The sequence below is a fragment of the Streptomyces sp. NRRL S-37 genome (assembly GCF_000721605.1).
Lineage (GTDB): Bacteria > Actinomycetota > Actinomycetes > Streptomycetales > Streptomycetaceae > Streptomyces.
Genome location: NZ_JOIZ01000015.1, coordinates 113947 through 140382 on the forward strand (window position 1 = coordinate 113947; position 26436 = coordinate 140382).

At 72.0% G+C, this 26436-nt stretch carries 26 protein-coding genes; 12 read left to right on the plus strand and 14 right to left on the minus strand.

Annotated elements, in window-relative coordinates:
• Nucleotides 1-11: 11 nt before the first annotated feature.
• Nucleotides 12-980: a DUF1152 domain-containing protein gene (locus IH50_RS0121885; protein ID WP_030864841.1), complete on the minus strand. Its 969-nt coding sequence runs from the start codon at nucleotides 978-980 to the stop codon at nucleotides 12-14.
• Between the two features lie 82 nt (nucleotides 981-1062).
• On the opposite strand from IH50_RS0121885, the gene IH50_RS0121890 reads away from it, so the two are divergent.
• Nucleotides 1063-1293, plus strand: coding sequence for a hypothetical protein (locus tag IH50_RS0121890; RefSeq protein WP_030864844.1), 231 nt, complete (start codon nucleotides 1063-1065; stop codon nucleotides 1291-1293).
• Between the two features lie 80 nt (nucleotides 1294-1373).
• Here IH50_RS0121890 and IH50_RS0121895 read toward each other — a convergent pair whose 3' ends face one another.
• Together IH50_RS0121895 and IH50_RS0121900 are read right to left on the minus strand one after the other, a co-directional pair.
• Nucleotides 1374-2726 (minus strand): APC family permease, encoded by a 1353-nt coding sequence (locus tag IH50_RS0121895; RefSeq protein WP_030864847.1) that lies wholly within the window; start codon nucleotides 2724-2726, stop codon nucleotides 1374-1376.
• A complete protein-coding gene (locus tag IH50_RS0121900) occupies nucleotides 2723-3631 on the minus strand; it encodes a carbon-nitrogen hydrolase family protein (protein ID WP_030864849.1) in 909 nt (302 codons plus the stop codon). Before IH50_RS0121900 ends, IH50_RS0121895 begins: the two co-directional genes overlap by 4 nt.
• Before the next feature lie 111 nt (nucleotides 3632-3742).
• Between IH50_RS0121900 and IH50_RS0121905 the strand changes: the two genes are divergently transcribed.
• Nucleotides 3743-4372 carry a TetR/AcrR family transcriptional regulator gene (locus IH50_RS0121905; RefSeq protein ID WP_030864851.1) on the plus strand — a complete coding sequence of 210 codons (630 nt, stop codon included), beginning with the start codon at nucleotides 3743-3745 and terminating at the stop codon, nucleotides 4370-4372.
• A 363-nt stretch (nucleotides 4373-4735) separates the two neighbouring features.
• Here IH50_RS0121905 and IH50_RS0121910 read toward each other — a convergent pair whose 3' ends face one another.
• The gene (locus IH50_RS0121910) at nucleotides 4736-5605 is read right to left on the minus strand and encodes a hypothetical protein (RefSeq protein ID WP_051767403.1); all 870 of its coding nucleotides are present in this window, start codon (nucleotides 5603-5605) and stop codon (nucleotides 4736-4738) included.
• Between the two features lie 218 nt (nucleotides 5606-5823).
• Here IH50_RS0121910 and IH50_RS0121915 point away from each other — a divergent pair, with 218 nt between their 5' ends.
• On the plus strand, nucleotides 5824-6108 hold the full coding sequence (locus IH50_RS0121915) for a GlsB/YeaQ/YmgE family stress response membrane protein (RefSeq protein ID WP_030864856.1): 285 nt from the start codon (nucleotides 5824-5826) through the stop codon (nucleotides 6106-6108).
• Between the two features lie 170 nt (nucleotides 6109-6278).
• Here the strand turns inward: IH50_RS0121915 and IH50_RS0121920 are convergent, their stop codons facing one another.
• The gene (locus IH50_RS0121920) at nucleotides 6279-7145 is read right to left on the minus strand and encodes an endonuclease/exonuclease/phosphatase family protein (RefSeq protein WP_030864859.1); all 867 of its coding nucleotides are present in this window, start codon (nucleotides 7143-7145) and stop codon (nucleotides 6279-6281) included.
• 433 nt (nucleotides 7146-7578) lie between these two features.
• Between IH50_RS0121920 and IH50_RS0121925 the strand changes: the two genes are divergently transcribed.
• Nucleotides 7579-8454, plus strand: a complete 876-nt coding sequence (locus tag IH50_RS0121925) for a PhzF family phenazine biosynthesis isomerase (protein ID WP_030864861.1) — start codon at nucleotides 7579-7581, stop codon at nucleotides 8452-8454.
• An 87-nt stretch (nucleotides 8455-8541) separates the two neighbouring features.
• Here IH50_RS0121925 and IH50_RS42085 read toward each other — a convergent pair whose 3' ends face one another.
• On the minus strand, nucleotides 8542-8709 hold the full coding sequence (locus IH50_RS42085) for a hypothetical protein (RefSeq protein WP_179167568.1): 168 nt from the start codon (nucleotides 8707-8709) through the stop codon (nucleotides 8542-8544).
• Between the two features lie 236 nt (nucleotides 8710-8945).
• Nucleotides 8946-9197: a hypothetical protein gene (locus IH50_RS41070; RefSeq protein ID WP_158801287.1), complete on the minus strand. Its 252-nt coding sequence runs from the start codon at nucleotides 9195-9197 to the stop codon at nucleotides 8946-8948.
• 163 nt (nucleotides 9198-9360) lie between these two features.
• Here IH50_RS41070 and IH50_RS38835 point away from each other — a divergent pair, with 163 nt between their 5' ends.
• Nucleotides 9361-10005 (plus strand): hypothetical protein, encoded by a 645-nt coding sequence (locus IH50_RS38835; protein ID WP_051767404.1) that lies wholly within the window; start codon nucleotides 9361-9363, stop codon nucleotides 10003-10005.
• Between the two features lie 48 nt (nucleotides 10006-10053).
• On the opposite strand, the gene IH50_RS0121945 is transcribed toward IH50_RS38835, so the two are convergent.
• Nucleotides 10054-11544: a SulP family inorganic anion transporter gene (locus IH50_RS0121945; RefSeq protein ID WP_037872668.1), complete on the minus strand. Its 1491-nt coding sequence runs from the start codon at nucleotides 11542-11544 to the stop codon at nucleotides 10054-10056.
• Nucleotides 11545-11963: 419 nt separating this feature from the next.
• Here IH50_RS0121945 and IH50_RS0121950 point away from each other — a divergent pair, with 419 nt between their 5' ends.
• Entirely contained in the window at nucleotides 11964-12377 is a 414-nt protein-coding gene (locus tag IH50_RS0121950; RefSeq protein WP_030864872.1) for a MerR family transcriptional regulator, read from the plus strand.
• Nucleotides 12378-12401: 24 nt separating this feature from the next.
• Here the strand turns inward: IH50_RS0121950 and IH50_RS0121955 are convergent, their stop codons facing one another.
• A complete protein-coding gene (locus IH50_RS0121955) occupies nucleotides 12402-13022 on the minus strand; it encodes a TetR/AcrR family transcriptional regulator (protein WP_030864874.1) in 621 nt (206 codons plus the stop codon).
• Nucleotides 13023-13113: 91 nt separating this feature from the next.
• On the opposite strand from IH50_RS0121955, the gene IH50_RS0121960 reads away from it, so the two are divergent.
• Together IH50_RS0121960 and IH50_RS0121965 are read left to right on the plus strand one after the other, a co-directional pair.
• Nucleotides 13114-14055: an aldo/keto reductase gene (locus tag IH50_RS0121960; protein ID WP_030864877.1), complete on the plus strand. Its 942-nt coding sequence runs from the start codon at nucleotides 13114-13116 to the stop codon at nucleotides 14053-14055.
• A 75-nt stretch (nucleotides 14056-14130) separates the two neighbouring features.
• Entirely contained in the window at nucleotides 14131-16023 is a 1893-nt protein-coding gene (locus tag IH50_RS0121965; protein ID WP_030864880.1) for an SMI1/KNR4 family protein, read from the plus strand.
• A 37-nt stretch (nucleotides 16024-16060) separates the two neighbouring features.
• Here the strand turns inward: IH50_RS0121965 and IH50_RS0121970 are convergent, their stop codons facing one another.
• Entirely contained in the window at nucleotides 16061-16825 is a 765-nt protein-coding gene (locus IH50_RS0121970; protein WP_030864882.1) for an SDR family oxidoreductase, read from the minus strand.
• 101 nt (nucleotides 16826-16926) lie between these two features.
• Here IH50_RS0121970 and IH50_RS0121975 point away from each other — a divergent pair, with 101 nt between their 5' ends.
• Nucleotides 16927-17775, plus strand: coding sequence for a helix-turn-helix transcriptional regulator (locus tag IH50_RS0121975; RefSeq protein WP_030864886.1), 849 nt, complete (start codon nucleotides 16927-16929; stop codon nucleotides 17773-17775).
• A gap of 351 nt (nucleotides 17776-18126) precedes the next feature.
• Entirely contained in the window at nucleotides 18127-18909 is a 783-nt protein-coding gene (locus tag IH50_RS0121980) for a DUF899 family protein (RefSeq protein WP_030864888.1), read from the plus strand.
• A 102-nt stretch (nucleotides 18910-19011) separates the two neighbouring features.
• Here IH50_RS0121980 and IH50_RS38840 read toward each other — a convergent pair whose 3' ends face one another.
• Nucleotides 19012-22164, minus strand: coding sequence for a peptidoglycan-binding protein (locus tag IH50_RS38840; protein WP_030864892.1), 3153 nt, complete (start codon nucleotides 22162-22164; stop codon nucleotides 19012-19014).
• An 18-nt stretch (nucleotides 22165-22182) separates the two neighbouring features.
• Complete coding sequence (locus tag IH50_RS0121990; protein ID WP_030864895.1) at nucleotides 22183-23034, minus strand: hypothetical protein; 852 nt, start codon at nucleotides 23032-23034, stop codon at nucleotides 22183-22185.
• 120 nt (nucleotides 23035-23154) lie between these two features.
• Here IH50_RS0121990 and IH50_RS0121995 point away from each other — a divergent pair, with 120 nt between their 5' ends.
• Together IH50_RS0121995 and IH50_RS0122000 are read left to right on the plus strand one after the other, a co-directional pair.
• Complete coding sequence (locus IH50_RS0121995) at nucleotides 23155-24363, plus strand: DUF2235 domain-containing protein (RefSeq protein WP_030864898.1); 1209 nt, start codon at nucleotides 23155-23157, stop codon at nucleotides 24361-24363.
• A gap of 263 nt (nucleotides 24364-24626) precedes the next feature.
• Nucleotides 24627-25406: a GNAT family N-acetyltransferase gene (locus IH50_RS0122000; protein WP_030864901.1), complete on the plus strand. Its 780-nt coding sequence runs from the start codon at nucleotides 24627-24629 to the stop codon at nucleotides 25404-25406.
• Between the two features lie 110 nt (nucleotides 25407-25516).
• On the opposite strand, the gene IH50_RS0122005 is transcribed toward IH50_RS0122000, so the two are convergent.
• Together IH50_RS0122005 and IH50_RS0122010 are read right to left on the minus strand one after the other, a co-directional pair.
• Nucleotides 25517-26098 (minus strand): hypothetical protein, encoded by a 582-nt coding sequence (locus tag IH50_RS0122005; protein ID WP_051767405.1) that lies wholly within the window; start codon nucleotides 26096-26098, stop codon nucleotides 25517-25519.
• Nucleotides 26099-26106: 8 nt separating this feature from the next.
• Nucleotides 26107-26376 carry a hypothetical protein gene (locus tag IH50_RS0122010; protein WP_030864908.1) on the minus strand — a complete coding sequence of 90 codons (270 nt, stop codon included), beginning with the start codon at nucleotides 26374-26376 and terminating at the stop codon, nucleotides 26107-26109.
• Between the last annotated feature and the right edge of the window lie 60 nt (nucleotides 26377-26436).

The window sequence follows — 26436 nt, forward strand, 5'->3', positions numbered from 1 at the left end:
CGGTCCGGTCGCTAGTGGGGGAAGGTGCGGGGCGGGCGGGTCACCGTGGATTCGCGGAACTCCGCGATCCGGGAGTGGACCTGGCGCATCAGGTAGGTGTCCTCGATGCGGTCCAGATAGAGGCACCGGGCAGCCAGGCCCGGCAGGTCGAAGGCGAAGCACAGGGACATCAGCGGGTTCACGAACAACTCGCTGCCCCGCGTGCGGTCGGTGAACCGGACGTCGCCGAACGAGCCGCGCACGGCTGCCGCGATCGAGCCGTTCACGATGCTGGGGTGATCGGGGGTGTGGTGCTGGGCGTGCGCCACCGCGTCCAGGTACAGGGCGCCTTCGCGGGTGGCGCGGGGTATCGAGAACGCGCCGAGGTACGCGCCGTCGCGCTCCAGGGCGGCGATGTTCTCCAGGACCTGTACGTGGTTCACGCCGTGGTAGGCGTCCACGCCGAACCCGACGGACACCACGATCCGGTCCGGTATGCCGTCCAGCGCGGCAAGCGCCGCCACGCTGGCCAGGTCCTCCTCCGGTGTGCCGAGACCGGCCTCGTCACCGCGCAACAGGATGTCGGTGCCGCCGTCGACCAGCACCACGGCGTCGATGCCGTGCAGTTCGGTCAGTGCCCGGTAAGCGGCGCGCAGCGGGCGTACGCCGGTCTGCGGGAAGGCGTACACGGTGGGCGGGTAGCCGTGCCGGCGCAGCCACTGGGCGAGGGTCCGCTCCGGGAAGTAGCTCTGGTGCGGGGCGGAGTCGGGAGTGATGACGGCGAGGTCGTCGGCGGCCCAGTCGTCGGCCGGAAGGCCGGCGAGTGCGCTGAAGGAGAGGTTCGCGAGGTGCACTTCCTTCCCTTGGTGCAGGAGGGAGAGGGCCACCGGCAGGCCGGAGTAGATGTCGAAACCGCCGCCCGCGCCCGCGACGAGGATCCGTTCGGAATCGGCGAGCCGGGCGAAGAGCGGGTTGGTGTGGAGGGACGTCACGACGATCATTGTCACCCGGCACCCCCGGGACACGGGGCGTCGCCTCAAATTCCGTGGCACCCCGTGTCCGGGCGTGCCACCATGCCGTTCCATGACGCCACGCGACCCGAAGGACGGGATACAGGAACTCCTCCACGAACTCTGTGTCGACCTCGGCTTCTGCCTTCCGCCCCACGAGCAGCAGCGTCTGCGGGAGGCACCGCCCGCCGACGCGGACAGCTTCACCGACGCCGTGTTCATCGCCGAGGGAATGAACCCCGATCGTCACACGCGACTGTGGCACCAGGTACGGGAAAGAATCGACCGGCACCTGCACGGATGAGGAAACCCTGAGGCAGGCGGACAGGCGGAGAGGGCTCCGTACGCCCCGCGCGGCCACGGACGCCGCGCGGGGACGTCCTGTCAGGGCGAGGCCGTGGCGGAGTCCTCGGAGTCGAGCCGGAGTTCGGGTGTGGGGCGGCGGAAGCCCTTGGTGATGACGGCGAGGTAGACGACACCGACGGCGAGCCAGAGCAGTCCCAGTTCGGTCGCGGTGGAGCCGAGCTGGGTGATCAGGTAGACGTCGACGGCCGCGCCGGCCAGCGGGAGGAGCACGAAACCGAACGGTGAGGGGCGGTTCCCGGAGCGCCATTGCCGTACGGCGTGGGCGATGACGCAGATGTTGACCAGGGTGAAGCCGAGGAACGCGCCGAAGTTGATGAACGAGGTGGCGTCGGCCAGGGACAGGTTCATCGCGAGCAGCGCGACCGCGGCCACGATGAGGACGTTCGGCACCGGGGTGAGCAGCTTGGCGTGCAGGCGTCCGAAGACGGGGCGGGGAAGGACGTTGTCACGGCCCATGACGAACATCAGGCGGCTGGTACTGGCCTGGATGGCCACGCAGGAGGCGAAGCCGCCGAGCATGGTGACGGTGTTCGCGACGTCGGCGAAGCCCTGGCCGCCGACGAGCGTGAAGACGGCGTAGCCGGCCGAGGACTCGTCGGCGAAGGTGCCGCCGGGGTGGGCCCACTGCATCACGAAGGAGAGCGCCACGAAGATCACGCCTCCTGCCAGTACGGTGAGGACGATGCCGCGCGGGATGGTCCGCCGGGGGTCCCGCGCCTCCTCGCTGAGGGTGCTGACGGCGTCGAAGCCGAGGAAGGCGTAGGCGGCGACGGCCGCGGCCGCGGTGATCGCGGACATGCTGGTGGAACTGTTCCAGAGGGCGTGTCCGGCCGCCGCGGCCCCGCCGTGGCCGAAGCCGTGGCGGACGCAGAGCACGGCCAGGACCAGCAGGCAGCCGGTGACGGCGATCAGCAGCGTCTTGTTGACCTTGTCGGCGACCTTGAGGCCGATGACGTTGACGGCGGTGGCCGCCACGATGTTGATCACCAGCCAGAGCCACTGCGGTACCGAGGGGTACTGCGCGTGCAGGTAGATCGACTGCACCAGGAAGGCCACCATGGGCAGGAACAGGTAGTCCAGGAGCATGGCCCAGCCGGCCAGGAAGCCGGACCGCGAGTCGAGCATGCGCCGCGCGTAGGTGTAGACGGACCCCGAGGACGGGATGATCCGGGCCATCCTGGCGTAGCTGAGGCCGGTCAGCAGCATCGCACCGGTCGCGACGAGGTACGCGGCGGGGGCGGCACCGTGGCTGGTCGCGGCGATGACGCCGAAGGTGGAGGTGACGACGGCCGGGGCCATGTAGGCGAGGCCGAACAGGACGATGGACAGGAGACCGAGGTCGCCTCTCATCCGGGTGGGCTGACCGGTCATGGTGTGCTCTCTCCGGGGGCGGGGGCGGAGCCGGGGCGGGTACGGCCGCTCCAGGCGGCGGGGTCGATACGGCCCTGGTAGAGGGGCAGGGCGAGCGGGCTGTCGTCGGGCCGGAACTGCTGCCAGGGACGGTTCAGGGCCGCGGTGCCGAACTGCCGGATGTTACTCACCTCGTCGAGGTCGACGACATCGGTGAGGGACGTGTCGCCGTCGTCCGGAGCCTGCGAGCGGACGGTGCCGGAGGGGTCGACCAGCAGGCTGCGCCCGGTGCCCACGGGGGCCGCGCAGTTCACACTGGCGGTGAAGACCTGGTTGACGATGGAGTTGGCCCGGGCCAGGACGATCTCCTGGGCCCGGTCGCTGGTGCCGGTCTCGACGAAGTTGAGCACCAGTTCCGCCCCCATCCACGCGAGGTGGCGGGTCGTCTCGGGGAACCACGCGTCGTAGCAGATCGACAGGCCGATACGGCCGACGCCGGGCATGTCGAAGACGGTGAACCCGTCGCCGGGGACCGTGGTCTCGTAGGGCCGCCAGGGGAAGACCTTGCGGTAGGTGGCGACGCGCTCGCCGCGCGGGGAGTACACCACGGCGGTGTTGCGGATACGCCCGTCGTCACCGCGTTCGTAGACGCTGCCCGGGGCCAGCCACACCCCGAGGTCGGCGGCGATCCGCGCGAGCGCGGTGTCACGGGGGCCGTCCAGCGGTTCGGCGGTGGCCTCCGGCAGGTCCGCGGGATCCAGCGGGGAGCCGCTCGGGGCGCCGCACAGGTGCAGCTCGGGATAGACGACCAGCGGCTGGGCGGGCAGGCCCCGCGTGCGCCGGGCGACATCGGCGGCGAAGCCGTCCAGGTCGTCGGCGGGACGCCGGGCGGCCTGGGCCATCACAAGGGGAAGAGGACGCGACATGGAGCACCAGGTGTGTGAGCGGATTAATTAAACGAAATTTAGTTAACGAATCCGCCGGGGGTCAATGGGTGTGCTCCGGGAAAAGAGACCGCGTGTGCGAGCATGTGGACCATGCCCCGACCGAGGAACCAGGCGGAACGGCGTGCCCAGCTGATCGACGCGGCCGCACGGGCCGTCATCAGCACGGGGGCGACCGCCCTCAAGCTGCGGGACGTGGCCGCGGAAGCGCAGGTCACTCCGGCCTCCGTGCTCTACTACTACTCCGACCTGCAGGAACTCTTCTCAGCGGTCTTCGAGCACGCTGCCGCGACCTACTTCGACACCCGCAAAGAGGCGATCACGGCGGCCGAGGGACCGGTGGAACAGCTCCGGGCGTGCATCCACAGCGGAGTGCCGTGGCCGGGGGCCGGTGAGCGGAGCACCCGGCTGCTGTTCGAACTCTTCCCCGTCGCCCTGCGCAACGAGGCGGTCGGCCGGGCACACCAGGTCTTCGTCGACCAGCAGACCGACCTGTACCACCAGGTCCTCGCGCACGGCGAGGACGACGGACACTTCGCGCTCACCGCCGCCCCCCGCGCGCTGGGCAGGTCCTTCGTCGCCCTGGAGGACGGCTACGCCATGGACCTGCTGATCGGCACCGCGACGGCGGCCGAGATCGAGACACGGCTCCTGGCCCACGCCCGCACGGTGACCGGCAACCCCGCCTTCGTCCGCCCCCCGGCCACCCACCACACCCGCTGACGGTGTCCCCTCTCCCGCACCCCCGCGGCGGCGACGCTCCCGCAGGCGTCCGCTCCCGTCCGTCAGGACGTCCGCGAGGAGGGGAGCCGACTGCCGCCCCGCCCACGGGACGTCTTCGACGACCGTACGCCGGCGGGGAGGACGGGAGCCCGCGTGCGCGGCGGAACGCACCTGCCGAGGTGCGGGGCCCTGGGACGGTATGACGGAGAACGCGCTGCGGCAGAGGTACCGGTGACGGCTCCGGGCGAGAGGGCGGAGCAACGGCCCACCGGTCGCCCCGGCTTCCCTGTGCCCGTACGAGGACATCGGCGGGTCAGGAGGTGAGACCCGCCCGGCCGTTCCCACCGGCCGGGCGTCCGCGGCTCAGCCCTGCTGCCGGCCCCGCTGGAGGGCCTTGTCCGTCATGTCGGCCACCTGTCCGGCCGGCGGGGCCTCGGCATCGGCCTCGGCGCCGAAGTCCGAGAACTCCATCACGGTGCTCATCGTGAGCTGCCGCGGCGCCGCACCGCCGTCCGGCTTCGCGGAGGCGGAGGCCGGGGCCTTGACGGTCATGTCCACCCGCTGGCGACGGAGCCGCCCCTCGTCGTCGAGCCAGACCTGCATCGGCAGCGTCGGGCCGAGCTGCTCGCGCATCCGGTCACCGCCCGGCAGCTCGGTCACGTCCACCGAGACCCGGTAACGGGTGGTGCCGACGCCGCCGACCTTCTCGGTGCCGACCTCGGTGACGTCCTTGTCGGTGATCGCCTCGGCATAGGCCGCGGTCCTGGCCGGATCGCCGATCCGCGGGTCGTTCACGCCCTGCTGGGCGGCGGCCTTCCGCAGGTCGATCTTGATCCAGGGCTTGCCGCCCGGGGCGTTCTGGCCCTGGGCCTTCTGGTACAGGACCTCGTCGACCACGCGCTGCTCGATGCTCTCGCCCTGCGCATCGACCGTCATGACGCTGTCGCCCTCGGCCAGATCGAGGACGCCCTTGCCCTCCGACGTGATCGTCTCGCCCTCCGCGGCGAGCTTCATCCTGATCGTCATCCGGGCCGACCCGGCTTCGGCCGTCTTCTCGTAGGCCGCTCGTACCGCTGTCGTGCTCCGGTCCCGACTCCCGTCGTTTCCGCCGGCGCTCGACGACGCACCGTCCTTCGCACCCGCCGGCCCGCTGTCGTCCCCGCACCCCGTCAGCACGCTCCCCATGACCACGGCGACCGTGATCGCGGCCACCTTCGTCCCCCTGCGACGCATGTGAATCCCCATCTCCTCGACGATTGCCGCTCGTCCGCCGGACGACGGCGGACCGGCGACCCGTGTGCCCCTCGGAAAAGCGCGAAAACGCCCTTTCCCGGCGGAGGTTGGCGACGCGGGGCCTGATACGAGCCAGTCACGCCGACCGCACACGAGTCGGTTAGGAAAAGCGATTCGGGGACACACGTACGGCGAACCGACTGCAAGGAGAGTGTGTGATGGGCATCATCGCGTGGATAGTCATCGGCCTGCTCGCCGGAGCGATCGCCAAGGCGCTCATGCCGGGCAAGGACCCGGGCGGAATCATCATCACCATGCTCATCGGTATCGCCGGAGGACTGCTCGGAGGATTCCTCGGCAAGGTGATCTTCGGGGTCGACTCGATCGACGGCTTCTTCGAGCTGTCCACCTGGATCGCGGCCATCGTCGGGTCCGTCATCCTGCTGGCGCTGTACCGGCTGTTCACCGGCCGGGGACACGGGCGCGGGCACGCCCACGCATAACAGCCCGGCAGCCGGCGCGACTCGCGCGGGGCGAACCGCCAGTACATGGGTGGGTGCCCCCCGTCCGAAGACGGGGGGCACCCACCCATGTACTGGCGTGATCCGGCGGGTTCAGGCGCGCTGAACCCGGTTCTCGGCCAGGCCGGCGGCGGTGAAGGCGGCGGGAAGCACTAGTTCATGTCCACGTCGGTGTGCAGCATGTGGTGGTCCGAGTACGGGGTGGGCTCCACGTGGTGGTCGAGCGGGGTGACGCCCCGCAGGAAGACGTAGTCGAACTTGCTGTGCCAGTCGGTGGTCGTCTCGCAGGTGCCGGCGTACGAGGGCAGACACTGGGGATCCGTGTCCTCGGCCAGTGCCCAGATCGGGGAGAGTTCGGGAGCGTCCGGCACCGCGTTGAAGTCTCCGAGAACGATCGCGCGGTCGTGCCGGGCGATGACCTCGGCGAGTACACCGGCCTGGTCCGCCCTCACCTCTTCCTGACGTCGTTCGGCGAGGTGCGTGTTGAAGACCCGTACGGACCGGCCGCCCACCGTGGTGGTGACCGCCATGTACCCGCGGTCCTCGGATCCTCCGTCGGGGTACTCCGCCTGGACGCGGTCCGTCATCGGTGCCGCCGAGAGGATCGCCTGACCGAAGCCTCCCGGACTCCACGGCACTCCCCCGCAGCGGCCCCAGTTCCGCAGGACCGTCCCGTACTCGACGTGGTACACCAGCCCGTAAAGGCGCCTCAGATAGTCCCGGATCCTCTCGACGTCACGTACGCACGCTTCTTGCAGGCCGATGACCTGGGGCGCGTACGTGGCGATCTCCGCCGCCCGGTCGACGTTGCTCGTCTCGCAGGGGTTGCAGAGGTTCCACGTCATGACCCGGTTCGGCACGACGTCGCCGACGGCACCGTCGGGCAGTGGCCGGGCGAAGGGGACTCCGCTCGGCGCACTGGGCCCGAGGAGCACCATGCAGGCCACGATCGCGGCACCCGCGAGCAACCGCGCGCTCCTTCCGAGCACTGTCGCCTCCTCAAGGCACACACCTGGCATCCGACGCTTCCCCGCACGAGCTTATGGGACCGCCTCGCCCGCCGGGCTCCCAGCCGGTGCGAAGGATCCTTCGACGAGGGTCCCGCCGCGTGGCGTGAGGTGGTCCCGCGGGACGCGGGCCCCGGATGCCCGGCGGACGCTCCACCCGGCCGGGCCGGGCCGGCGGAACGAGAGCGCCGGTCCGGCGGTCCGTCCGGCTCCGGACGGAAACGCTGACGGCGCGCTCATGCGCCGGTATCTCCCGTGTGACGATGCGGATCCCCCTGGTGGCGAGGCCCGGTGGTACGCGTTCGTCTCCTCCCGCCGCGGCGGGCGCGCCTGGGCCGCCATGCCGGACATCGCGTCCACCGCCACCGCCGGCGGGCGACCGCTTGTGCGCGAGCCGCCCCCGCGTCCAGGAATAGCCGCGGGCTCACGCCGTGTTGCCGCGAGCATGACGACGAACGCGCCGCGGCCCGAGGTCCTGCGATACACCGCCTTCTCCAGCAGTCCCGACGGCGGGAACCCCGCCGGCGTCGTTCTGGACGCCACCGCTCTGGACGACGGGGAGATGCTGGCCATCGCCGCCGGCCTCGGGTACTCGGAGTCCGCGTTCCTCACCGCGCCCCCGGAGGACCTCGACGGTCCGCGGGGACGTACGTACGGCATCCGTTACTTCAGCCCCAAGGCCGAGGTGCCGTTCTGCGGGCACGCCACCGTCGCGACCGCCGTCGCGCTCGCCGAGCGGACGGGCCCGGGGAAGCTGGTGTTCGCGACGCGGGCCGGCACCGTGCCGGTGGAGGTGACCGAGGAGGGCGGGACGGTCAGGGCCACGCTCACCAGCGTGGAGCCGCACGTCGAGGAGATCGCCGACGCCGGCCTCGCGGAGGCGCTCGCCGCGCTGGGCTGGCCGGCCGCCGATCTCGATCCGGCCTTCCCGCCCCGTATCGCGTTCGCCGGCGCCCGTCATCTCGTTCTCGCGGCGGCCACGCGCGCCCGCCTCGCGGATCTCTCGTACGACTTCGCGCGCCTCGAAACCCTCATGCACCGCTTGGACCTGACCACCGTCCAGTTGGTGTGGCGGGAGTCGGCCACCGTCTTCCACGTCCGTGACCCGTTCCCCGTCGGCGGCGTCGTCGAGGACCCGGCGACCGGCGCCGCGGCCGCCGCGTTCGGGGCGTACGCCCGTGAGCTCGGCCTCGTTCCCGAGGACGCCGTTCTCACCCTGCACCAGGGCGAGGACCTGGGCCGTCCGGGCCGGCTCACGGTGACGCTGCGCGCGGGTGACCCGCGCGTCCGGGTCGGCGGCACGGGGGTTCGCATCGGCTGAAAGACCGTCTCACAGGCCGTTGTCGTCCGCGGCGGGCGGGACGGCGCGGGCCCGGTGACACCCGCACCGCACCCGCGCGGGACCGGGTCAGCGCCGGCGGGACCAGCCGGTCCCGACTCCCGCCACGTGCAGGGCCAGGGCGGTCAGCCCCAGCAGCATGACGTTCACCGAAGAGAACACGTCGTTGGTGCCGATCTCCGCCGCGTTGATCAGGAACGCGATGAAGAAAAGCACCGCCGCGACCATACCGAGCATGAACGGGCTCCTCTCATAGGGATGAAGCCCGTATGCCCGGCCGTCGCGCTCACAGACGCGCCGGGGGACCCGGACTTGCCGGCCGGCAGCCCCGTACGAGAACCCGGCCGGGACGTGGTGTCCCGCCCACCGGGCGACGCCCTCCCCCTCCTCGGTGCGGCCGACGGACGCGACGGCACCGCCCTGGTCGTCGTTCGTCCGCGGATCCGCCCGCACCGGGCCTGCCGCCGTTCCCGTCAGGACCGCTCGAGCCGCGTGTCCGCCATGTCTCCCTGCCGGTCCTGCGAACGGCGCCTCTCGGCTTCCCAGAGGCACCAGGTCGACCACAGCAGCAGGACGAGGAAGGCGGCGAGCAGGCCCAGCAACACCACGACCTGCCGTGCCGACCCGTGTTCCTGAACCAGGGTCAGCAACAGGCAGAGGGTCCAGGCGGCCACACCGCTCGCATACACGGCCCTGAGCTGTCGCAACTGAACCGTCTCTTCCATCGTCGCCCTCCCGAGCCGCACCGTCACGCGTCATCCAGCCGGTACCCCCGTCACGCGGTTTCACCGCACACGGTCGTGCCGGTCCCGCGATCGGCCGCCGGCGCGGACCCGTCGTCGCCGGAGGGCGGACGGCGCGCCGTCGTACCGGTGCCAGAATGAGGCCATGGGCTTGAACATGGTCGTCGGTGTGCTCGTCGACGCCGAGGACGACCACGCCGGCATGGTCCGCGCCGACTTCGCCGCGATCGGCGGGCTGCTGGAGCGTGCGGGACTGCCGCGGTGGGCCGAGCCCGATCCGGCCGGGGCGAGGAGCGAGGAGTTCGAGGCGTGGGGCTACTCGGGCCTGCACACCGTTCGCCGTCTCGCCGTCCACCTGGCGGCGGGCGGGCGCCTGCCCGAGCCGTTGGACGAGGGCTCACATGCGGTCGACGACCCGCTCCTGCGCGAGGTCTACGAGACTCCTCCCGGTGATCCTCCGGGACCGTTCGACCACCTCGTCCATCATTCGGACTGCGGGGGCTACTACGTCCCCGTCGACTTCGCCCACGTCATCGTCGACGACGAGGCCCCGGGTGGCTGCCTCGGCTCGTCGGTACGGCTGCTCGCGGAGACCCGGCGGCTCGCCGAAGCCCTCGGCCTTCCCGAGGACCTGGATCCGCACTCCGAGGAGGTCTTCGAAGCCGCCGACGCCGAGGAACCCGCCGCGGAAGGATGGCGGCGGCACGGTGTCGAGTCGTACGTCTGCCTGCAGCTCCTGCGGGCCGCGAAAGCCTCGGTCGCGACCGGAGCGGCCATCGCCTTCGTGTGAACCACGCCTCCGCCGTCCAGGTGGGTGCGGCCCGCCGGCCGTGTGCGGTCAGTGGCCGGCGGCCAGTTCACCGCTGAGCCTGCCGTGGAGCCGGGCGCTCGGGTCGTTGAGGCCGGTGATCTCGACGGTCTTGCCGCGCTGGGCGTACTTGGCCTCGATCGCGTCCAGGGCCGCGACGGAGGAGGCGTCCCAGATGTGCGCCGAGCTCAGGTCGATGACGACCGTCGCCGGGTCGCCCGCGTAGTCGAACCGGCCGACCAGGTCGTTCGAGGAGGCGAAGAACAGCTCGCCGGTGACCCGGTAGACCACGGTGGTGCCGTCGGGGTCGGTGACGGCGGTGACCTCGGCGAGGTGGGCGACGCGCTTGGCGAAGACGACCATGGCGGTGACCGACCCGGCGACGACACCGACGGCGAGGTTGTGGGTGGCCACGACGCAGGCCACGGTGACCACCATGACGGTGATCTCCCCCGCGGGCATCCGCCGGAGCGTCCTCGGGGCGACGGAGTGCCAGTCGAACGTCGCGAACGACACCATCACCATGACGGCGACCAGGGCGGCCATGGGGATGTCGGAGACGACAGGGCCGAAGACGATGCACAGCACCATCAGGAAGGACCCCGCCAGGAACGTCGACAGACGGGTGCGGGCTCCGGAGACCTTCACGTTGATCATGGTCTGGCCGATCATGGCGCATCCGCCCATGCCGCCGAAGAAGCCGGTGACGATGTTGGCGACGCCCTGGCCGATGGACTCCCGGGTCTTGTCGGAGTGGGTGTCGGTGAGGTCGTCGACCAGTTTCGCGGTCATCAGCGACTCCATCAGACCGACCAGCGCCATCGCGAACGCGTACGGGGCGATCGTCGTCAGGGTGTCCAGGGTGAACGGCACGTCCGGCAGGCCGGGCACGGGCAGCGAGGACGGCAGGGCTCCCTTGTCACCGACGGTCGGCACGGCGATCCCGGCCGCGACCGTGACGACGGTCAGGACGACGATGGAGACCAACGGCGCCGGGATCACGGTGGTGACCCTGGGGAAGAACACCATCAGCGCCAGCCCGGCGGTGATCAGCGGGTAGACCGCCCAGGGCACGTTCCGCATCTCGGGAACCTGGGCCATGAAGATGAGGATGGCGAGCGCGTTGACGAAACCGACCATCACCGACCGCGGGACGAACCGCATCAGCCTCGCCACCCCCAGCGCGCCCAGGACGACCTGGAAGACACCGGCGAGGATCACCGCGGCGACCAGGTGGCCGAAGCCGTGCTCGCGGTTCAGGGGCGCGATGACCAGGGCGACGGCGCCGGTGGCGGCGGAGATCATCGCCCGCCGGCCGCCGACGACCGCGATCGTCACGGCCATCGTGAAGGAGGCGAACAGGCCGATCGCGGGATCGACACCGGCGATGATCGAGAACGAGATCGCCTCGGGGATCAGGGCCAGGGCGACGACCAGGCCGGCCAGCACCTCGGTGCGCCAGACCTTCGGGTCGTTCAGCCAGTCCGGCTTGAGGCCGCGCAGCCGCGCGGCGGGGGTCACAGCAGCGGAGGACAAGAGGATGTACACCTGTCGTGCTCGGGCACACCCCGTCGGCAGGCCGGGGCGTGCGGGAAGGACGCGCGGGGGCCGGGCCGGTGCCCCGCGGACGGCCCGCGGGGCGGGCCGGAAGTCGAAAGGGGGACGCGAGGCGAGGCGGCGCGCGCGGGCGGCCGGGCGGCTCACATCCGAGGGCGAAGGGTCACGGCGGGCAGGCGGCGGCGATCGGCGTCATGGGCTCGCGCACGCTCTCTCCTGCGGGAATCGGATCTTCGCCGGGGGCGCCATCGGCCCCGGAACAGCGGCAGCGGGGCAGCCGGGCCGCCCTCACCGCCGACAACTCTACCCTAACGTTAGAGTAGAGATCGGTGGGGTCGCGCGGGACGCGGTCCGCCACAAGGGGAAGGACCGGGGACACGGGCGTGGACGGCAAGCACATGCAGATCGGCGAGGTCGCCGCGCGTACAGAGCTGTCCCTGCGCACGATCCGGCACTACGAGGAGGCCGGACTGGTCATCCCCTCCGCCCGCTCCCAGGGCGGCTTCCGCCTCTACACCGACAACGACGTACAGCGGCTCATGGTGATCCGCCGCATGAAGCCGCTCGGTTTCTCCCTCGAGCAGATGCGCGACCTGCTGGACGCCACCGACCGCCTCGACGCCGGTACGGAACTCGGCGCCGGGGAGCGGGAGAACCTGCTGGAGCGCGTCCGCGGTTACGAGCGGGCCGCCGGCGAGCAGGTCGCCAGGCTCCGCGTCCAGCTCGCCCGCGCCGAGGACTTCGCCGCCACACTGCGCACCCGCCTGGAGCAGGACTCCCCCGCGGCCCGCGCCTGAACCGGGCGGCCCGGCGGGGGGACTTCAGCGGCCGTTCGGTCCCGGGGCCGGGCGCAGTGCGTCGACCAGCAGGTCGAGGAGCGGGCCGACCCTCTCCGGCGAGTCGATCGCCGTGGTCGAGAGGAAGACGCCCAGGAGCATCATCGTGACGTCGTCGGGATCGACGTCCGAGCGCAGCGAGCCGGCCTCCGCGCCGCTGCTCAGCATCTCGGCGATGGCGGCCGTGATGCGTTCACGTGTGGCGGGCGTGGCGATGCTGCCCGAGGCCCAGCCCGCGCGCAGCGTGTCGGACATGCCGCGCTTGATCCTGAAGAACTCCGCGTACCTGGTCATCCAGGCACGCAGGGCGGCCGGGGGCTCGAGTTCGGCGAGGAGCGCCGGAGCGCTGGAGACGACCTCGTCGAGTTCGGCGGCGTAGAGGGCCTCCACCAGCGCCTCGCGGGTCGGGAAGTGCCGGTACAGCGTGCCGATGCCGACGCCGGCCGCACGGGCGATCGCGTCCAGCGGGACGGCGTCCGGTGTGGCGGCGAAGGCTTCCCGGGCGGCGGCGAGCAGTCTGTCGCGGTTCCGCCGCGCGTCGGCGCGCGCCGGCCGGTCCGGGGCCGCCGCGTCGCGGCCGGTGGCAGGGGAGTCGGACCCAGACAAAGCGGAGGACCTCCGGTTAGTGTTACGGTGATACGCGAAACGGAGTCACTCCGTTTTCCTTCCCCATGGTCCCACACGGAGGGCAGCACCCATGGTTTCCCCCGCCCGTTCTTCTCAGGTCACCGCGTCCGGCACGCCGCACGCCGGTGGTACCGGACGGCTCGCGGGCCGTACCGTCTCCCGGATCGGCTTCGGCGCGATGCAGCTGGAACGTCTCCATGGCGACCGCGCGGCGGCGGTCGCGTTGCTGCGCCGCTGCGTCGAGCTGGGAATCGACCACATCGACACCGCCCAGTTCTACGGCCACGGCTTCGTCAACGAGGCCATCCGCGAGGCCGTTCGCCCCGAGGACGGCGTCATGGTGGTCAGCAAGGTCGGCGCCGAGCCCGACCCCGACGGCCCGCTCCCTCTCCGCCTGGCGCAGCGCCCCGAACAGTTGCGGGCGGGCGTGGAGGCCAACCTGGCGGCTCTCGGGATGGAACAGATCCCCCTGGTCAACCTCCGCCGTACGGACACCGGCCCCGGTCTGCGCGCCGAAGGGGACCAGGTCGTCCCCCTCGACGACCAGCTCGCCGTCATGACCGCGCTGCGCGACGAGGGCAAGATCGGTGCGATCGGTCTCAGCAGTGTCTCCCTGGACGTCCTGCGCAGCGCCCTGCCCGCGGGCATCGCCTGCGTGCAGAACGCCTACAGCCTGCTGGCCCGCGACGACGAGGACATGCTCCGCCTGTGCCAGGAGGAGGGTGTCGCCTGGGTACCGTACTTCCCTCTCGGCAGCGCCTTCGCCGGTATGCCGAAGGTGACCGACGAGCCCGCCGCGCGCTCCGCCGCGCGTGAGCTGGGCGTCACACCCGCGCAGGTGGGTCTGGCCTGGCTGCTCCACCACTCCCCCAACGTCCTGCTGATCCCCGGCACGGCCGACCCCGGACACCTGGAGGCGAACGTGGCGGCGGGAGCGGTCACGCTCGACGAGGCGACGCTCTCCGCCCTGGACGCCGTGCCGTCCCGCCCGGGAGACGTCGTCCTCGGCTGAGAACTCCCGGCCCGCGCCCCGCCGGACAGTTCTTGATCCCGGCGGACTGTCAGTGGTGGGTGACAGCATCGGAGCATGACGGAGAACTCATCCTTCGACTGGCGGCCGTTCCTGCTCGAGTGGAGTGGGGAGTGGGCCGATTCCCTGCCGGACGGCGAGGCGCGGGACGATGCGGACGAAGCCGCCCGGCGGGCGCGGTGGCTGGGTTTCCCGCCCGCGTCCGAGGAGCGGATCGCGGCCCTGGAGAAGCGCCTCGGCCGGCGGATGCCGCCCTCGTACCGGGAGTTCCTGAAGGTCAGTGACGGGTGGCGGCACGCGGGCGGGTTCGTGTCGCTGCTGGCGGGGACCGCGGACGCGCGCTGGCACGACGACGAGTCGGGACTCGCCGCCATGTTCGAGGGGGACCTGGACGAGGACGCCGGGCCCGAGGAGCGGCTGGAGGTGGACATCTGGCGGCGCGGGCTGCAGCTCGACGTCGAGTCCGACGTCACCTACGTCCTGCTGGATCCCGAGGACGTGGACGAGGACGGCGAGTGGGCCGTGTACACGTGGGCGAGCTGGCGGGCCGCGCCGCCCGAACGGCACGCGAGCTTCCTCGCGTTCATGCGGGACATGCACCGGGAGTTCCACAGCCTGCGGGCCCGTCCGGGCGACGGGAAGCCGGAGTTCGTCAACGACACGACGCGGAAGCTGGACGCCGCGGTGGAGGAGGCCCGGCTGGAGGCGCTGCGCGGCGGCTGGGAGCGGGCCGCGAAGGCGCTGAACGAGGCCAAGGGGTACAACAGGCCGCGGGCCGCCGGGCTGGGCGACCAGATACACCTCCTGCTCGGCCGGACCTCCATGGGGTACTTCGACGGCCTGGTGACGGACCCCCGGTACGCGCCCGAACTGCTGCCGTCCCTGGTCGCCGAGCACGCGGCGCACCCGTACCGGGACGACTCCACGCTGACGTTCCACCTGCGGGGCGCCGACGAGGACCTGGTGTCCCTGGCCTACGCGACGCTGGAGCGGGTGCGCGGCGGCACCTACCGGTACACGGCGGCCGGGCCGTTCGGGGAAGCGGTGGAGCGGGCCCGGGAGCTGGCGCGGTGGGGGGACACCGACGGGGCATGGCGGACCCTGATGGACGCCCTGCCCCTGTGGAAGCCGCCGGGGCCGGACCTCCTGGCGCCGCTGGGGTGGGTGGCCGACCCCGTGCTCGGACCGCTGCTGACCCCGGAGCGGGGCCGCGAACTGCTGTCCACTCCGAGGGGCGGGCAGAAGGGCGAGGCACCGGGGCCGAGGACCGGGATCGACCCGGGCGGTCTGGCCTGGCTCGCGGAGCTCGACCCCGGAAACAACCGTACGTCCTACCGGTTCGTCCTGGTGGAGGGGGTAGAGCCGGAGGAGTTGCCGGCCCGCCTGGCGGACGGGGACGACACGGTGCTGAACGAACCCATGACCCTCTGGGACGCGCGCAGCAGGCTGCTGCACAACCGGAGGGAGTTCTCGTCCTACGACGACAGGGCGCTCATGGCGGTCGGCCGGGCCGGCAGCGGCTGGAGCTTCGCCTTCGACGGCGACCCCGCCCCGTTCGACCGGCGGCGGTTCGTCTCCCCCGCCCCGGCCGCCGGCGCGGGCACCCGCGCGGTGGTGGTGTGGAGTGGCCTCAGAGCATGGTACGGGGAGCCGTTCTTCCACCTTTCGGTGGCGCGGGACGGCGTCGAGCAGTACGCGTTCACCTACACGGACGGAGAGGTCCGGCGCAGCGGGGACATACCGCGGGCACTGGACCCGAGCCGGTTCTTCGGTGCTCCGGAGGACGCCGCCGAGGCGGAACGGCCGCTGCTGGAAGCGGTGTCCGGGGAGTTCGGCGCGCGGCTGCCGCGCCACGCGATCGTGAACGGCCGGCTGCACACGTTCACCACCCGCTCCTGGACACGGCCGCCGGGGGACGGCGAGACGTACGCGGTGATCCGCATGAGCTGAGGAGCCACGCGCCCGGCGGACGGCGAGAGGTTGTGGCCTACTTCCCGTGCGGGTCGGTGCCGTTGAGCGTCTCGACGACCTGGTCGTAGTCGCCGCGGGCCTCGCCGTAGCGCAGGAACTTCACGCGCTCGACCTGGATCTCCTTCGCGTCGGGCCGGGTCTCGATCAGACCGATCACCTCGGTGACGAACTCGTCGAGCGGCATGGCGTGTTCGTTGTCCTCCTGCCCGGGCAGCAGCGCGGTGCGGACGGACGGCGGTTCGAGTTCCACGACCTTCACCGAGGTGCCGGCCAACTGCAGCCGGATGGACTCGCTGAGCATGTGGATCGCCGCCTTCGACGCGTTGTAGCTCGGCGTGGCCTTGAGCGGCGCGAAGGCCAGGCCCGAGGAGACGGTCATGATCGTGGCGTCCGGCCGCGCCCGCAGGTGCTCGACGAAGGCGGCGATCAGACGGATCGGACCGAGCACGTTCGTCGTCACCGTGGACTCCGCGGAGGCGAGGAACGACGCGGGATCGCGCCAGTCCTCGACGCGCATCACGCCGGCCATGGTGACGAGGACGTTGAGGTCCGGGTGACTGTCCAGCACCTGCTGGGCGGCGGAGGCGATGCTCGCGGCGTCCGTGGTGTCGATCCGCACGGTGTCGATGCCGGGGTGCTCGGCCGCGATCCGTTCCAGCAGCTCGGTGCGTCGGCCACCGACGATGACGGTGTTCCCCCTGGCCTTCAGCGCGAGGGCGAGGGCGAGACCGATGCCGCTGGTGGAGCCGGGGATGAAGATGGTGTTTCCGGAGATGTTCATGACCCGATCGTCACCGGTCCGCCGCCGCGGGGGCAGAGACCGGTTGTCGGGGGACCGGCGATCCCTGGTTCGGGCACCGGTGCCGGACGATAATCGCCTCCATGGACCGTGCAGCTCTGGCCGACTTCCTGCGCCACCGCCGCGAGGCGCTGCGACCGGAGGACCTCGGCCTTCCCACAGGCGTACGCCGGCGGACCCGGGGCCTGCGGCGTGAGGAGGTCGCGTCGCTGGCCGTGATGTCGACCGACTACTACACCCGGCTGGAGCAGCGGCGCGGGCCGCAGCCCAGCGAGCACATGCTGGCCTCGCTCGCCCGGGCGCTGTGGCTGACGGCCGACGAGCGCACCTACCTGTACCGGGTGGCCGGGCACAACGCACCGGTGTCGCTGTCGGCCTCGCCGCATGTCGCTCCCGCGCTGCTGCGGGTGCTGGACCGGCTCGACGACACCCCGGCGCTCGTCCTGACCGACCTCGGCGAGACGCTGGTGCAGAACAGGATGGCCGCCGCCCTGTTCGGGGACGCGTCGAAGCACACGGGGCTCGCCCGCAGCGCGATCTACCGCTGGTTCACCGACCCCGCGGAACGGTCGGTCTATCCCGAGGCCGACCATGCCCGGCAGAGCCGCGCCCAGGTCGCGAGCCTGCGCGCCGCCCATGGGCTGCGCGGCCCGCGCTCGCGGGCCGGTGAGCTCGTGCGCGCCCTCCAGAAGGCGAACGAGGAGTTCGCCGGACTGTGGGCCCGCCATGAGGTGGCACAGCGGTTCGAGGACCACAAGACGCTCATCCACCCCGAAATCGGCGCGATCGAGCTGGACTGCCAGGCGCTGTTCACCGAGGACCAGTCCCAGACGCTGCTCGTGCTCACGGCTCCGCCGCGCACCGAGGGCCACGAGAAGCTGCGGCTGCTCGCCGTGCTCGGCCTGGACCGCTTCACCGAGGCGGAGCGCTAGGGGCGGTGCCGGCGCGGCCCCGCCAGGTCGTGCGGTCCGGCGCCGGCCGCGGACGCGAGAAGCGCGCCCACGGGTGTCGGGAGTGCGGGCGCCAGCCGGGCCGAGGAGCCCGGTGACGAAGCGGCCGGCCACGGGACAAGGCCGAGGAGCTGATGAGGACGCACGGCCACACCCCGGACACGTCCCGGACCGGGACACGTCTCCCTGGGGGGTGACCACAGGGCTTCCGGCTTTCCCTCCGTGCCGCGGCGGCACGGGAACGTCCCTCCGCGATGAGTTCCGGCCCCGCCGCGAGTCTCCTCTGGTGACCGTCGTAAGCGCCGTCCGGCACGAGGCACCACGGAGGACACCATGACGACCACACCGGAAGACCCGGCCACCGCGCTGTCCGGACGCCCGCCCGTGGTCGACCTGGCCACCTGGCAGGCGGCACGTGACGAGCTGCTGGTCCGCGAGAAGGCCCACACCCACGAGGGCGACGCCATCGCCGCGGCCCGCCGCCGGCTGCCGATGGTGGAGTTCGACGGCACGGTCGAGGTCGTCGGACCCGACGGCCCGGTCCCGTTCCTGGACCTGTTCCAGGGGCGCGGCGAACTCATCGTCTACAAGCACATGTGGTACGACGGCGCGCCGCACCAGGGGCAGTGCGAAGGCTGCACCACCGCGGCCTGGCACCTGAAGGACGCCGTCTACCTCAACGCCCGCGGCGTCTCGTTCGCCGTCCTGACCACGGGCCCCTGGGACGAGGTGGCCTCCTATGTCGCGTTCATGGGCTACACCCAGCCCTGGTACTCGGTGCGCGGCGTGGACCCGCCGGTCGGCGGCGACATGGGGTATCTGACCTGCTTCCTCCGCGACGGCGACCGCGCGTTCCTCACCTACTCCACGACGGGCCGTGGCAACGAGCGGGTCAACGGCTCCCTCGGCCTGCTCGACATGACGCCCTACGGCCGCGGCGAGGCGTGGGAGGACAACCCCGAGGGCCGGCCCGAGGGGGGCGCCCCGTGCTGGTCCTGGCGCTCGGACGCGGACGGGAACGCCACCTGGGGCCCGACCAGCCGCCCCGTACCGCAGTGGACCCGCCCCGGCGCGACCCCGGTGGAGACCCTCGGCCGTCACGGTCCCCACCACTGACACGTACGAGGAAGCCCTCCGGGGGCGTCGCCCGGATCCCTCCGGGCGGAGCACCGCACGTGAAGACGTCCGGTGGACCGGTGCCGGGGGCTGTTCGCCGGGTCAGTGCCGAGAGTCGTGATCGCCCCAGTGGTGGTCACGACCGTCGTGATGGTCACGGCGTTGACGGTCTCCGTCCAGGGGAACGGTGTCGCAGTACACCACCGGCCCCGGCGTGGTGGGCGGAATTCCCGCATTGGGCGGAATTCCGTCGGTCTCCATGACCAGCAGACGCAGTCGGTCCCGCCGCGCTCCCCCGGGCAGAGGGACCTGGCCGATGTAGGACGGGGTCCTGGTGGAAGCCGCGTCGATCGAGGTCAGCGTCACGGTCGTGTCGTGGAGCGTCACCCAGGCGAGGTCCTCGTCGGTGACGGCGTCGTTCCGCCGTTGCACGGTCGCCGTGACCCGGGGCGGCGGGGAGTCGGACGGGTCGTACGACGGGCCGGTGACGCTGACGATCGGCACGTCGTCGAGCCTCACCCGCAGTTCACGGTCGGGCAGGGTCCGTACCAGATCGGTGACCACGACCGGTGAGATCTCGGCTCCCGGAATCGAGTCCGGCTGGTAGCGGACCAGGGCCAGGCGGATGAACGGCAGCCAGGCGTCCCCGGTGTCCAGGTCCAGGTCGCAGAACCAGCGGTCCCCCTCGGCGTCGAACCGCGGAGCGAAGCCCACGACGGTGACGGTGGAAGGCCCCGCGGGCGTCACGGGGGTGAGCCCTTCGGCGTGCCGCACCGCGTTGGTGAACGTCGACACAGTCGGGGTGACGACGTCCGCGGAGCGATGGACGGGGTCGCGGCCCATCAGGGTCACCTCCGGGGCGTCCGGGGCGGATGTGCCGGCGCCCGCTGCCGGCCCGAGCACCACACCGAGGAGCTCGCCGTCCCCGGAGGAGAACCAGGGACGCTGCAGGAACACCCGGACGCCGCCGCCACGGCGGCGCCGGACGACGGTGCCGGGTGGGCCTTCGGCGGTCTCGAGGGACAGCGTGGGCACGCAGTACAGCACCCGGGGCACGGTGGGCCTGGCGCTGCTGGGTACCGAGTGCTCCACGGCCGCGCCCCGGACGGTCCGGGCGCTCGCGTTGCGTTCGGCGAGCCGGGACGGGAAGTACTCGCCGAACTTGGTGCCGGCCACCGGGTGATAGAGCACCCTGCGGTGCTTGGTGTCGCCGAACTCGTGCTTCTTCGGTTCCGTGCTCCCCGCCCGCTGCGCGGCCGGGGTGCTGAAGGCCAGGGTGCCGTCCTGAAGGGTGACCGGTGCGACGTCGGCACCGTCGCCGGCCGGGGCCGGCTTCGCGGTGAGGAGACCGAAGACCGGTGTGGTCATCGGACGCTCGACGCGGCCCTCGTCGCCCTCGTCGGTCACGTCCGTCCACTGTGCGACGAGTTCGACCCGGTCGGTGCTGCCCTGGTCCAGCCTGATCGTTCCGGCGAGGTGCTCGGCCGTGGCGTTCTCGGGGCGTTGCCCCGTGGGCCGCAGGTCCAGGACGGGTTGTCTCAGTGGACGCTGTACCGCGTGCACCAGGGTGAGTTCCTGACCGGGCGTGAACATCCAGTGACGTCCGGCGGCCGCCATGTCCAGCGCGGTGGACGCCCTCTGCCGCACCTCCTCGGCCTGCCGTGCCGCCCTCTCCCCGGCCTCGGGCGCGGCCTGTGGGGCCGGCCGCGGGCCGGGCTGCTCGCGGCACCAGGAGGCCAGGCCCATCAGCGACTCGTCGAACCGGACCGCGGAACACACCCGCACGGTGGCGACCCGGGCCTTGGGGAGCGAAACGGTCAGTACGCGTGACGACTCGTCGAAGTGAGGCGGGGCATCGCCTTCCGCCAGCCGCAGCCGGAACGAGAGGGGCCGGTGCCAGACGCTGCCTCCCCACGGGACCTCGAACGGCTCCCCCTCCGGCATGCCCGGCAGATCGAACAGCCGGACGCCGGTGGCCAGCGGCTCGCGCAGATAGGGCAGTTCGACCTGTTCTCCGGTGTGCCGGGCGGTCGCCGCGGGGTGCTCCGGGTCGGCGGCGGGCGAATCGACCGGTGTCACTTCGACGTCCGGCCGGTTCGGATCGTTGAGCGACCCGTTCTCGCGGGACGCCAGATCGTAGCCCGCTTCCCTGGCCGCGCGGTCCCGTGAACCGATGGCCCCGTCGAGCAGCCCGTGCCGTTCGACGCACTGCAGCGATGCCTTCGGAGCCACGAGGTGCCGTTCGTCGACCCCGTGGAAGGGGGTGTGCTCCCCTGTGGTGACCAGCGGCGAGCCATTGAGGTCGGCGGCGTACTGTTCGGCGGTCCGGGCCGGTTCCTCGTCCCCGGGGGTCCGGCGCGCCACCGTGCCGGGAGTGCCCGCGGCGGTGTCGCAGTCGACGGCGAATCCACTGCTGCGGCCGAGTTCCGTGAGGGACCGGCAGCCGGGGACGCCGTCGGCGTCCCCGCCGCGGAAGCCCTGTGCGCGCTGTTCGGCGGCGTAGGCCCTTCCGGTCTGTGAGCCGAAGTGACCGGTCGCGCCGGCGGGGATGGGGTGGCCGCGAGCGATCAGGGCCTGCTGGACGAGGCGTACGTCGTCGTTGGTCATGCCTGGCTGTACGTCGGCCAGTACGACGGTCCGTGTCCCGGTGCCGGGGGCCGCGCCGCCGGCCGGGCCGGGTGCGCTGCCGGGGGTGCTGCGGATGACCAGCCGGGACACCGAGGCGCCCTCGTCGAGCGGCAGCCTGGGTACGACGGCGGGGGCCGGCACGGACTCGAACCTCCGGAACGGCAGGGGCCCGTCCCCGGGCAGGGCCCAGTCGCCCTCGGGCTCCCGGTCCATCAGGGCGTCGGCTTCCCGCAGGGTGAGGCCGTTGCCCGCCAGGTCGACGGTGCGCAGCCGGACCCGGTATCCACGGCCGTACCTGAGGCGGGGCAGCGAGCCCTTCAGCACCTTGGTGTCGATCTCCAGCGGCAGCGCGGAGTCGGGGGCCGGGCCGGACGGTCGGACGTGGCCGCTGAAGGAGGGGGAATCACCGTCTCCGGGCCCGAACTCGAAGGTCGCTTCCCGTAGTCTGTCGGGCCAGGCACGGAAGTCCGGGAAGGCCCGCAGCGTGCCGCGTTCCGGCGGTTCGGCCGGATCCTGGTCGGGGACCCCCAGTCGTGGGGTGACGAAGACCGATACCTTGAGCCGGGTGCCGTCCGCCGGGATTCCCGCCGGGAGCACGGTCCACAGGACTTGCTGCTCGAACTTCATGATCACTTCCCGCCCGGTCTACGGATCGCCGTCGAAGCCCAGGCAGTAGTCCTCCCAGTGCGTCTCCTTGTCGAAGCAGTCGACGAAGGAGGGGTCACCCGGCGCACCCGAGAAACTCCGTTCGAGCTCGAGGGACACGGACTTGCTGAAGAAGGCGATCTTCACACTCACCGTGAGGGTGCCCCTCCCCCGGACCACGGACTCGTTGCCGTGCTTCTCGTACGTGAGCTCCAGATAGAACTCGACGGAAACGGTGACGATGCCCAGCACGCTCAGGAATCCGTTGCAGCGCAGGTAGCCGCCCACCTTCGCGCCCTTGTCCCGGACTTCGAAGCGGACACCGGCCATGACGGTCACCCCGCCGCTCGCCACGCCCAGGTTCAGTGCCGCTCCCCCGCCGAACTCGATGGCGCCCTCGACCTCGATGACACCGGCCGCGTCGACCAGCAGGGAGAAGTGGCCACCACCGCCGAACAGGGAGACGGTGACGTTGAAGGGACGCTGCCGCTCGGAGACCGAGAAGCGGAAGGAGAGGGCCTTGCCGGGGTCGAAGGGGATGGTCAGTTCCGTCCTCAGGGAGACGTCGGCGAGTGAGAAGACGCCGATTCCGATGGCGGGGAGGGCCAGCGCGTACCCCGTGCGGATGCCCCAGGGCTGGACGTCCACATACGCGCCGGAACCGAAGGCGTCGGCGGGCAGGGCGCTGCGCAGGGTGTCGATGAACCGGAGGTCCCCCAGGAACCGCATCTCCAGGCCGGACGCCGACACGTCCGGTTTGTTGCCGGGGGCGGCCCGAAACTCCAGGTCGGCGATCTCCACGCGGACGACGTCGCCGATGACCAGCGCGACATCGCGCAGCCGGCCCTCCACCGACGTCTTCCGTACCAGTGAGCGCGTCGAGCGGCTGCCGCATGGCGCGGGGCGCCGGCCGGTGAGACCCTGGGAGTGGCGCTGTGTGCCGCTCCACGCTCTCGCGAGGAGGGGATGGTCATGGCCAAGCGTCTGGTCGTCTGCTGTGACGGCACATGGAATTTCGCGGACCAGCCGAGCAAGACCAATGTCGCCAAGGTCGCCCTGTCCGTGCGCCCCGGGTCCGCCGCCGGGAAGGAACAGCGCGTCTACTACCACAGCGGCGTCGGCACCCACCGCTGGGAGCGTCTGCGCGGCGGCGCGTTCGGTGTGGGGCTGTCCCGGAACGTCATGGACGCCTACCGGTTCCTCGTCGAGACGTACGAGCCCGACGACGAGTTGTTCCTCTTCGGCTTCAGCCGCGGTGCGTTCACCGCCCGCAGCCTGGCGGGGCTGGTGCACCACAGCGGCGTCCTGCGCCGGGACCACGCCGGCCGGATCCCGGAGGCCTGGGCTCTGTACCGTGACCGCGTCGAGCAGCCGAACGGCGCGGCCGCCACGCTGTTCCGCCGCTCGTACGCGCGCGAGACGGAGATCAGGTTCGTCGGGGTGTGGGACACGGTGGGCGCCCTGGGCATCCCGGTCCCGGACGCCCCCTGGCTGCGGCCGGCCGCGGACCGGTTCAACCGCCGCTGGGCGTTCCACGACACCGAGCTGAGCGACCGGGTCGAAGCGGCCTTCCACGCGCTGGCCGTCGACGAACAGCGCTCGGCGTTCCGGCCGGCCCTGTGGCACCGGCGTCCCGGCTCCGCCACGCGGGGACAGGAGTTGAAGCAGGTGTGGTTCGCCGGGGTGCACAGCGACGTCGGCGGCGGCTACCAGGAGACGGGACTGTCCGACATCGCCCTGCTGTGGATGGTCGCCCATGCCCGCAGGCACGGTCTGGAGTTCGACGCCGATGCGCTCGGCGCGGAGGGGCCCCGGGTGATGAAGCCCGAGGAATGCGTCGACTTCCGTGTACGGCCGGACGGTTCGGGCACTCTCCACGCCTCACGAACGGGCGTGTACCGGCTGGCCAGGCCGCTGCACCGGCCGCTCGGGAAGGCGGTGGACGACCACGGCGAGCCCGACGGCAACGAGTTCCTGGCGGTGCCCGCCAAGGAGCGCTACGACCGGGACCCGGACTACCGGCCGCCGGAACTGGAGGATTACCTGAGCCGGCAGGAACGGGTCCGGCTGGAGCCCGTCCTGCTGCCGGACCTCGCCTCGAGCCTGCCGCCCGTGTCTCCCGCCGCATCCGGTCCGGGAACGACGGCCGACGCGCGGGACGGACTCCACCGTGCCACGTGACACCGGCCGGCTGCGACGGCATCCCTCTGCGCGGCGCTCCCCGGCCCGGCCGGCTCACGCCCATGACCTGGCTTCCGCGTGATCTCGTCCCTTCCCTCCGCCGCCGGCACACCCGGCGGCGGAGGCCACCGGCTGCGCCCGGTCATCCGTGAGCGGGGCCGTTCCAGCCGGTTCGGGCGTGCTTCGCCGGTCCCGGTGGGCAGACATGTCCCGACCGGTGATCGAACGAAGGGGACAAGGTGACGCGGAACTCCGCTGACGCGATGGAATCGATGGAGCAGCTCGCCACGGTCTGGCGGGACATGGTGCTCGACCGGGATCCGGACGCGGACGTACGGGACCTGCCGGGCATCGCGGTGCGCTGGGCGGAGTCCCGGTTCGGCTTCTGGAACTGCGTCACGCTCACCGACGCCGGGGCGGACGCGGTCCTCATGGAGAAGCGCCTGGGGCAGGCGGCGGACATCATGCGGGCGAAGAGACACGCGGGTTTTCTGTGGGTCTTCGAGGACCTCCTCGACGCCGGGGCACGCCCGCGCCTGACGGAAGCGGCCGAGCGGGCCGGTCTGGTGCACGCCTTCTCGGGCACCGGTATGGCAGGCGACCTGCTGCCGGTCCCGGAACCGGCGCACCCGGACCTGACGTTCACGCGGGTCCGCACGGACGAGCACCTGCGGGCCTACGCCGACCTCAACTCGCGCGCCTACGGCATGCCGCTGGAGGCCGGCCGCGACGGCCTCGTGGGCTCGAGGCTGTGGAGGACGGAAGTGCACGCCTACCTGGGCGTACGGGACGGCGTTCCGGTGACGTGCGCCGGGGCCGTGGAGGCGGACGGCCGTCTCTTCGTCGTCCTGGTGGCCACGGACCCGCGGTGGGAGCGCAGAGGGTACGGGGAGGCGGTGACCCGCAAGGCCCTGTACGAGGGCGCCCGGGCCACCGGCCTGACCCGCGCCACACTGCACGCGACCGCCGCCGGGGCCCCCGTGTACCCGCGGATCGGCTTCGAGCCGAACAGCCCGCTGCACTTCTTCACTCTGCGAAGCTGACGGAGCGGATGCCGTCACCGCGCTGTGCGCGGTGCTGCGCGAACGCGGCCTCCCGCGCCCCGGCCCCCGGTGAGCGGTGTGCCGGTGGCGCTGGGGGGAGGCGGGGCGGACTACCCGTCGTGCCGGGGCCGTCGGGGCTCCCGTCCTTCCGGCGCCCCACCGCCGGCGTCCGCTCCGCCGTGGCTCCCGCGGAGGGTCTCGCGCACCTCGCGCAGGCGCCGCACCTGCCGGCCGCCCTGCCATGTCAGCAGCGGCAGAACGACCGCGCCCAGCAGACCGAGGACCAGTGCCTGCCGGACCTGGCCCAGGAGGAGCGGCGCGGCGACGAGCAGCGCGTACATCAGACAGAGGACCGCCAGGGCGGGGCGCCGGTGCCGGGTGCGGTGCAGCCGCTGCTCCACCAGGCCCAGCATGGCCTCCCGGTCGGCCGGCGAGGAGGGGATCTCCCCGTGGCGCAGCCGGTGGTCCAGGGTGACCAGCCGGTCGCCCGAGCCGCCGGCCGCGCGTTTCTCCCGGGCCCGCAGCACCAGCAGGACGGCCACCGCGCCCACCGAGGTCACGGCGGACCGCGCCAGCACCACGAGGGCCGGCTCCCCCGGTGACATCAGCATGGTCACCGCCCAGCCCAGGAGGACGACGAGCAGGACCTGAGCCCATATGTGGCGGCCGAGGAAGGTGTTGAGCCGTTCCATCGCCGCCCCTACCGTCCGGGCCGGACGTCGCCGCGACGGGCGCTCACCGTCCGGGCGTACAGCGCGACCGCCAGCAGCACGCAGGCCACCGCGCTGTACACCCATCCCGCCGTTCCGCGCGCCACGCCGACGACGCCCCACACCGCCCACAGGGCGAGCACCACGCACAGTGCCGTCCAGGCGATGTCGGCGACGCGTGCGCGTAACCGGTCGCGCTGGCGCGTGCCCGGTTCGAGGTCACCGAGTTCCTGTACGCCGTCCTCGTGACGCGCTTCCATGACCGGCCTCCTTGTGCACTGTGCCTTGTCCGTCTCCGACGCCCTACCGGCTACCCCTGG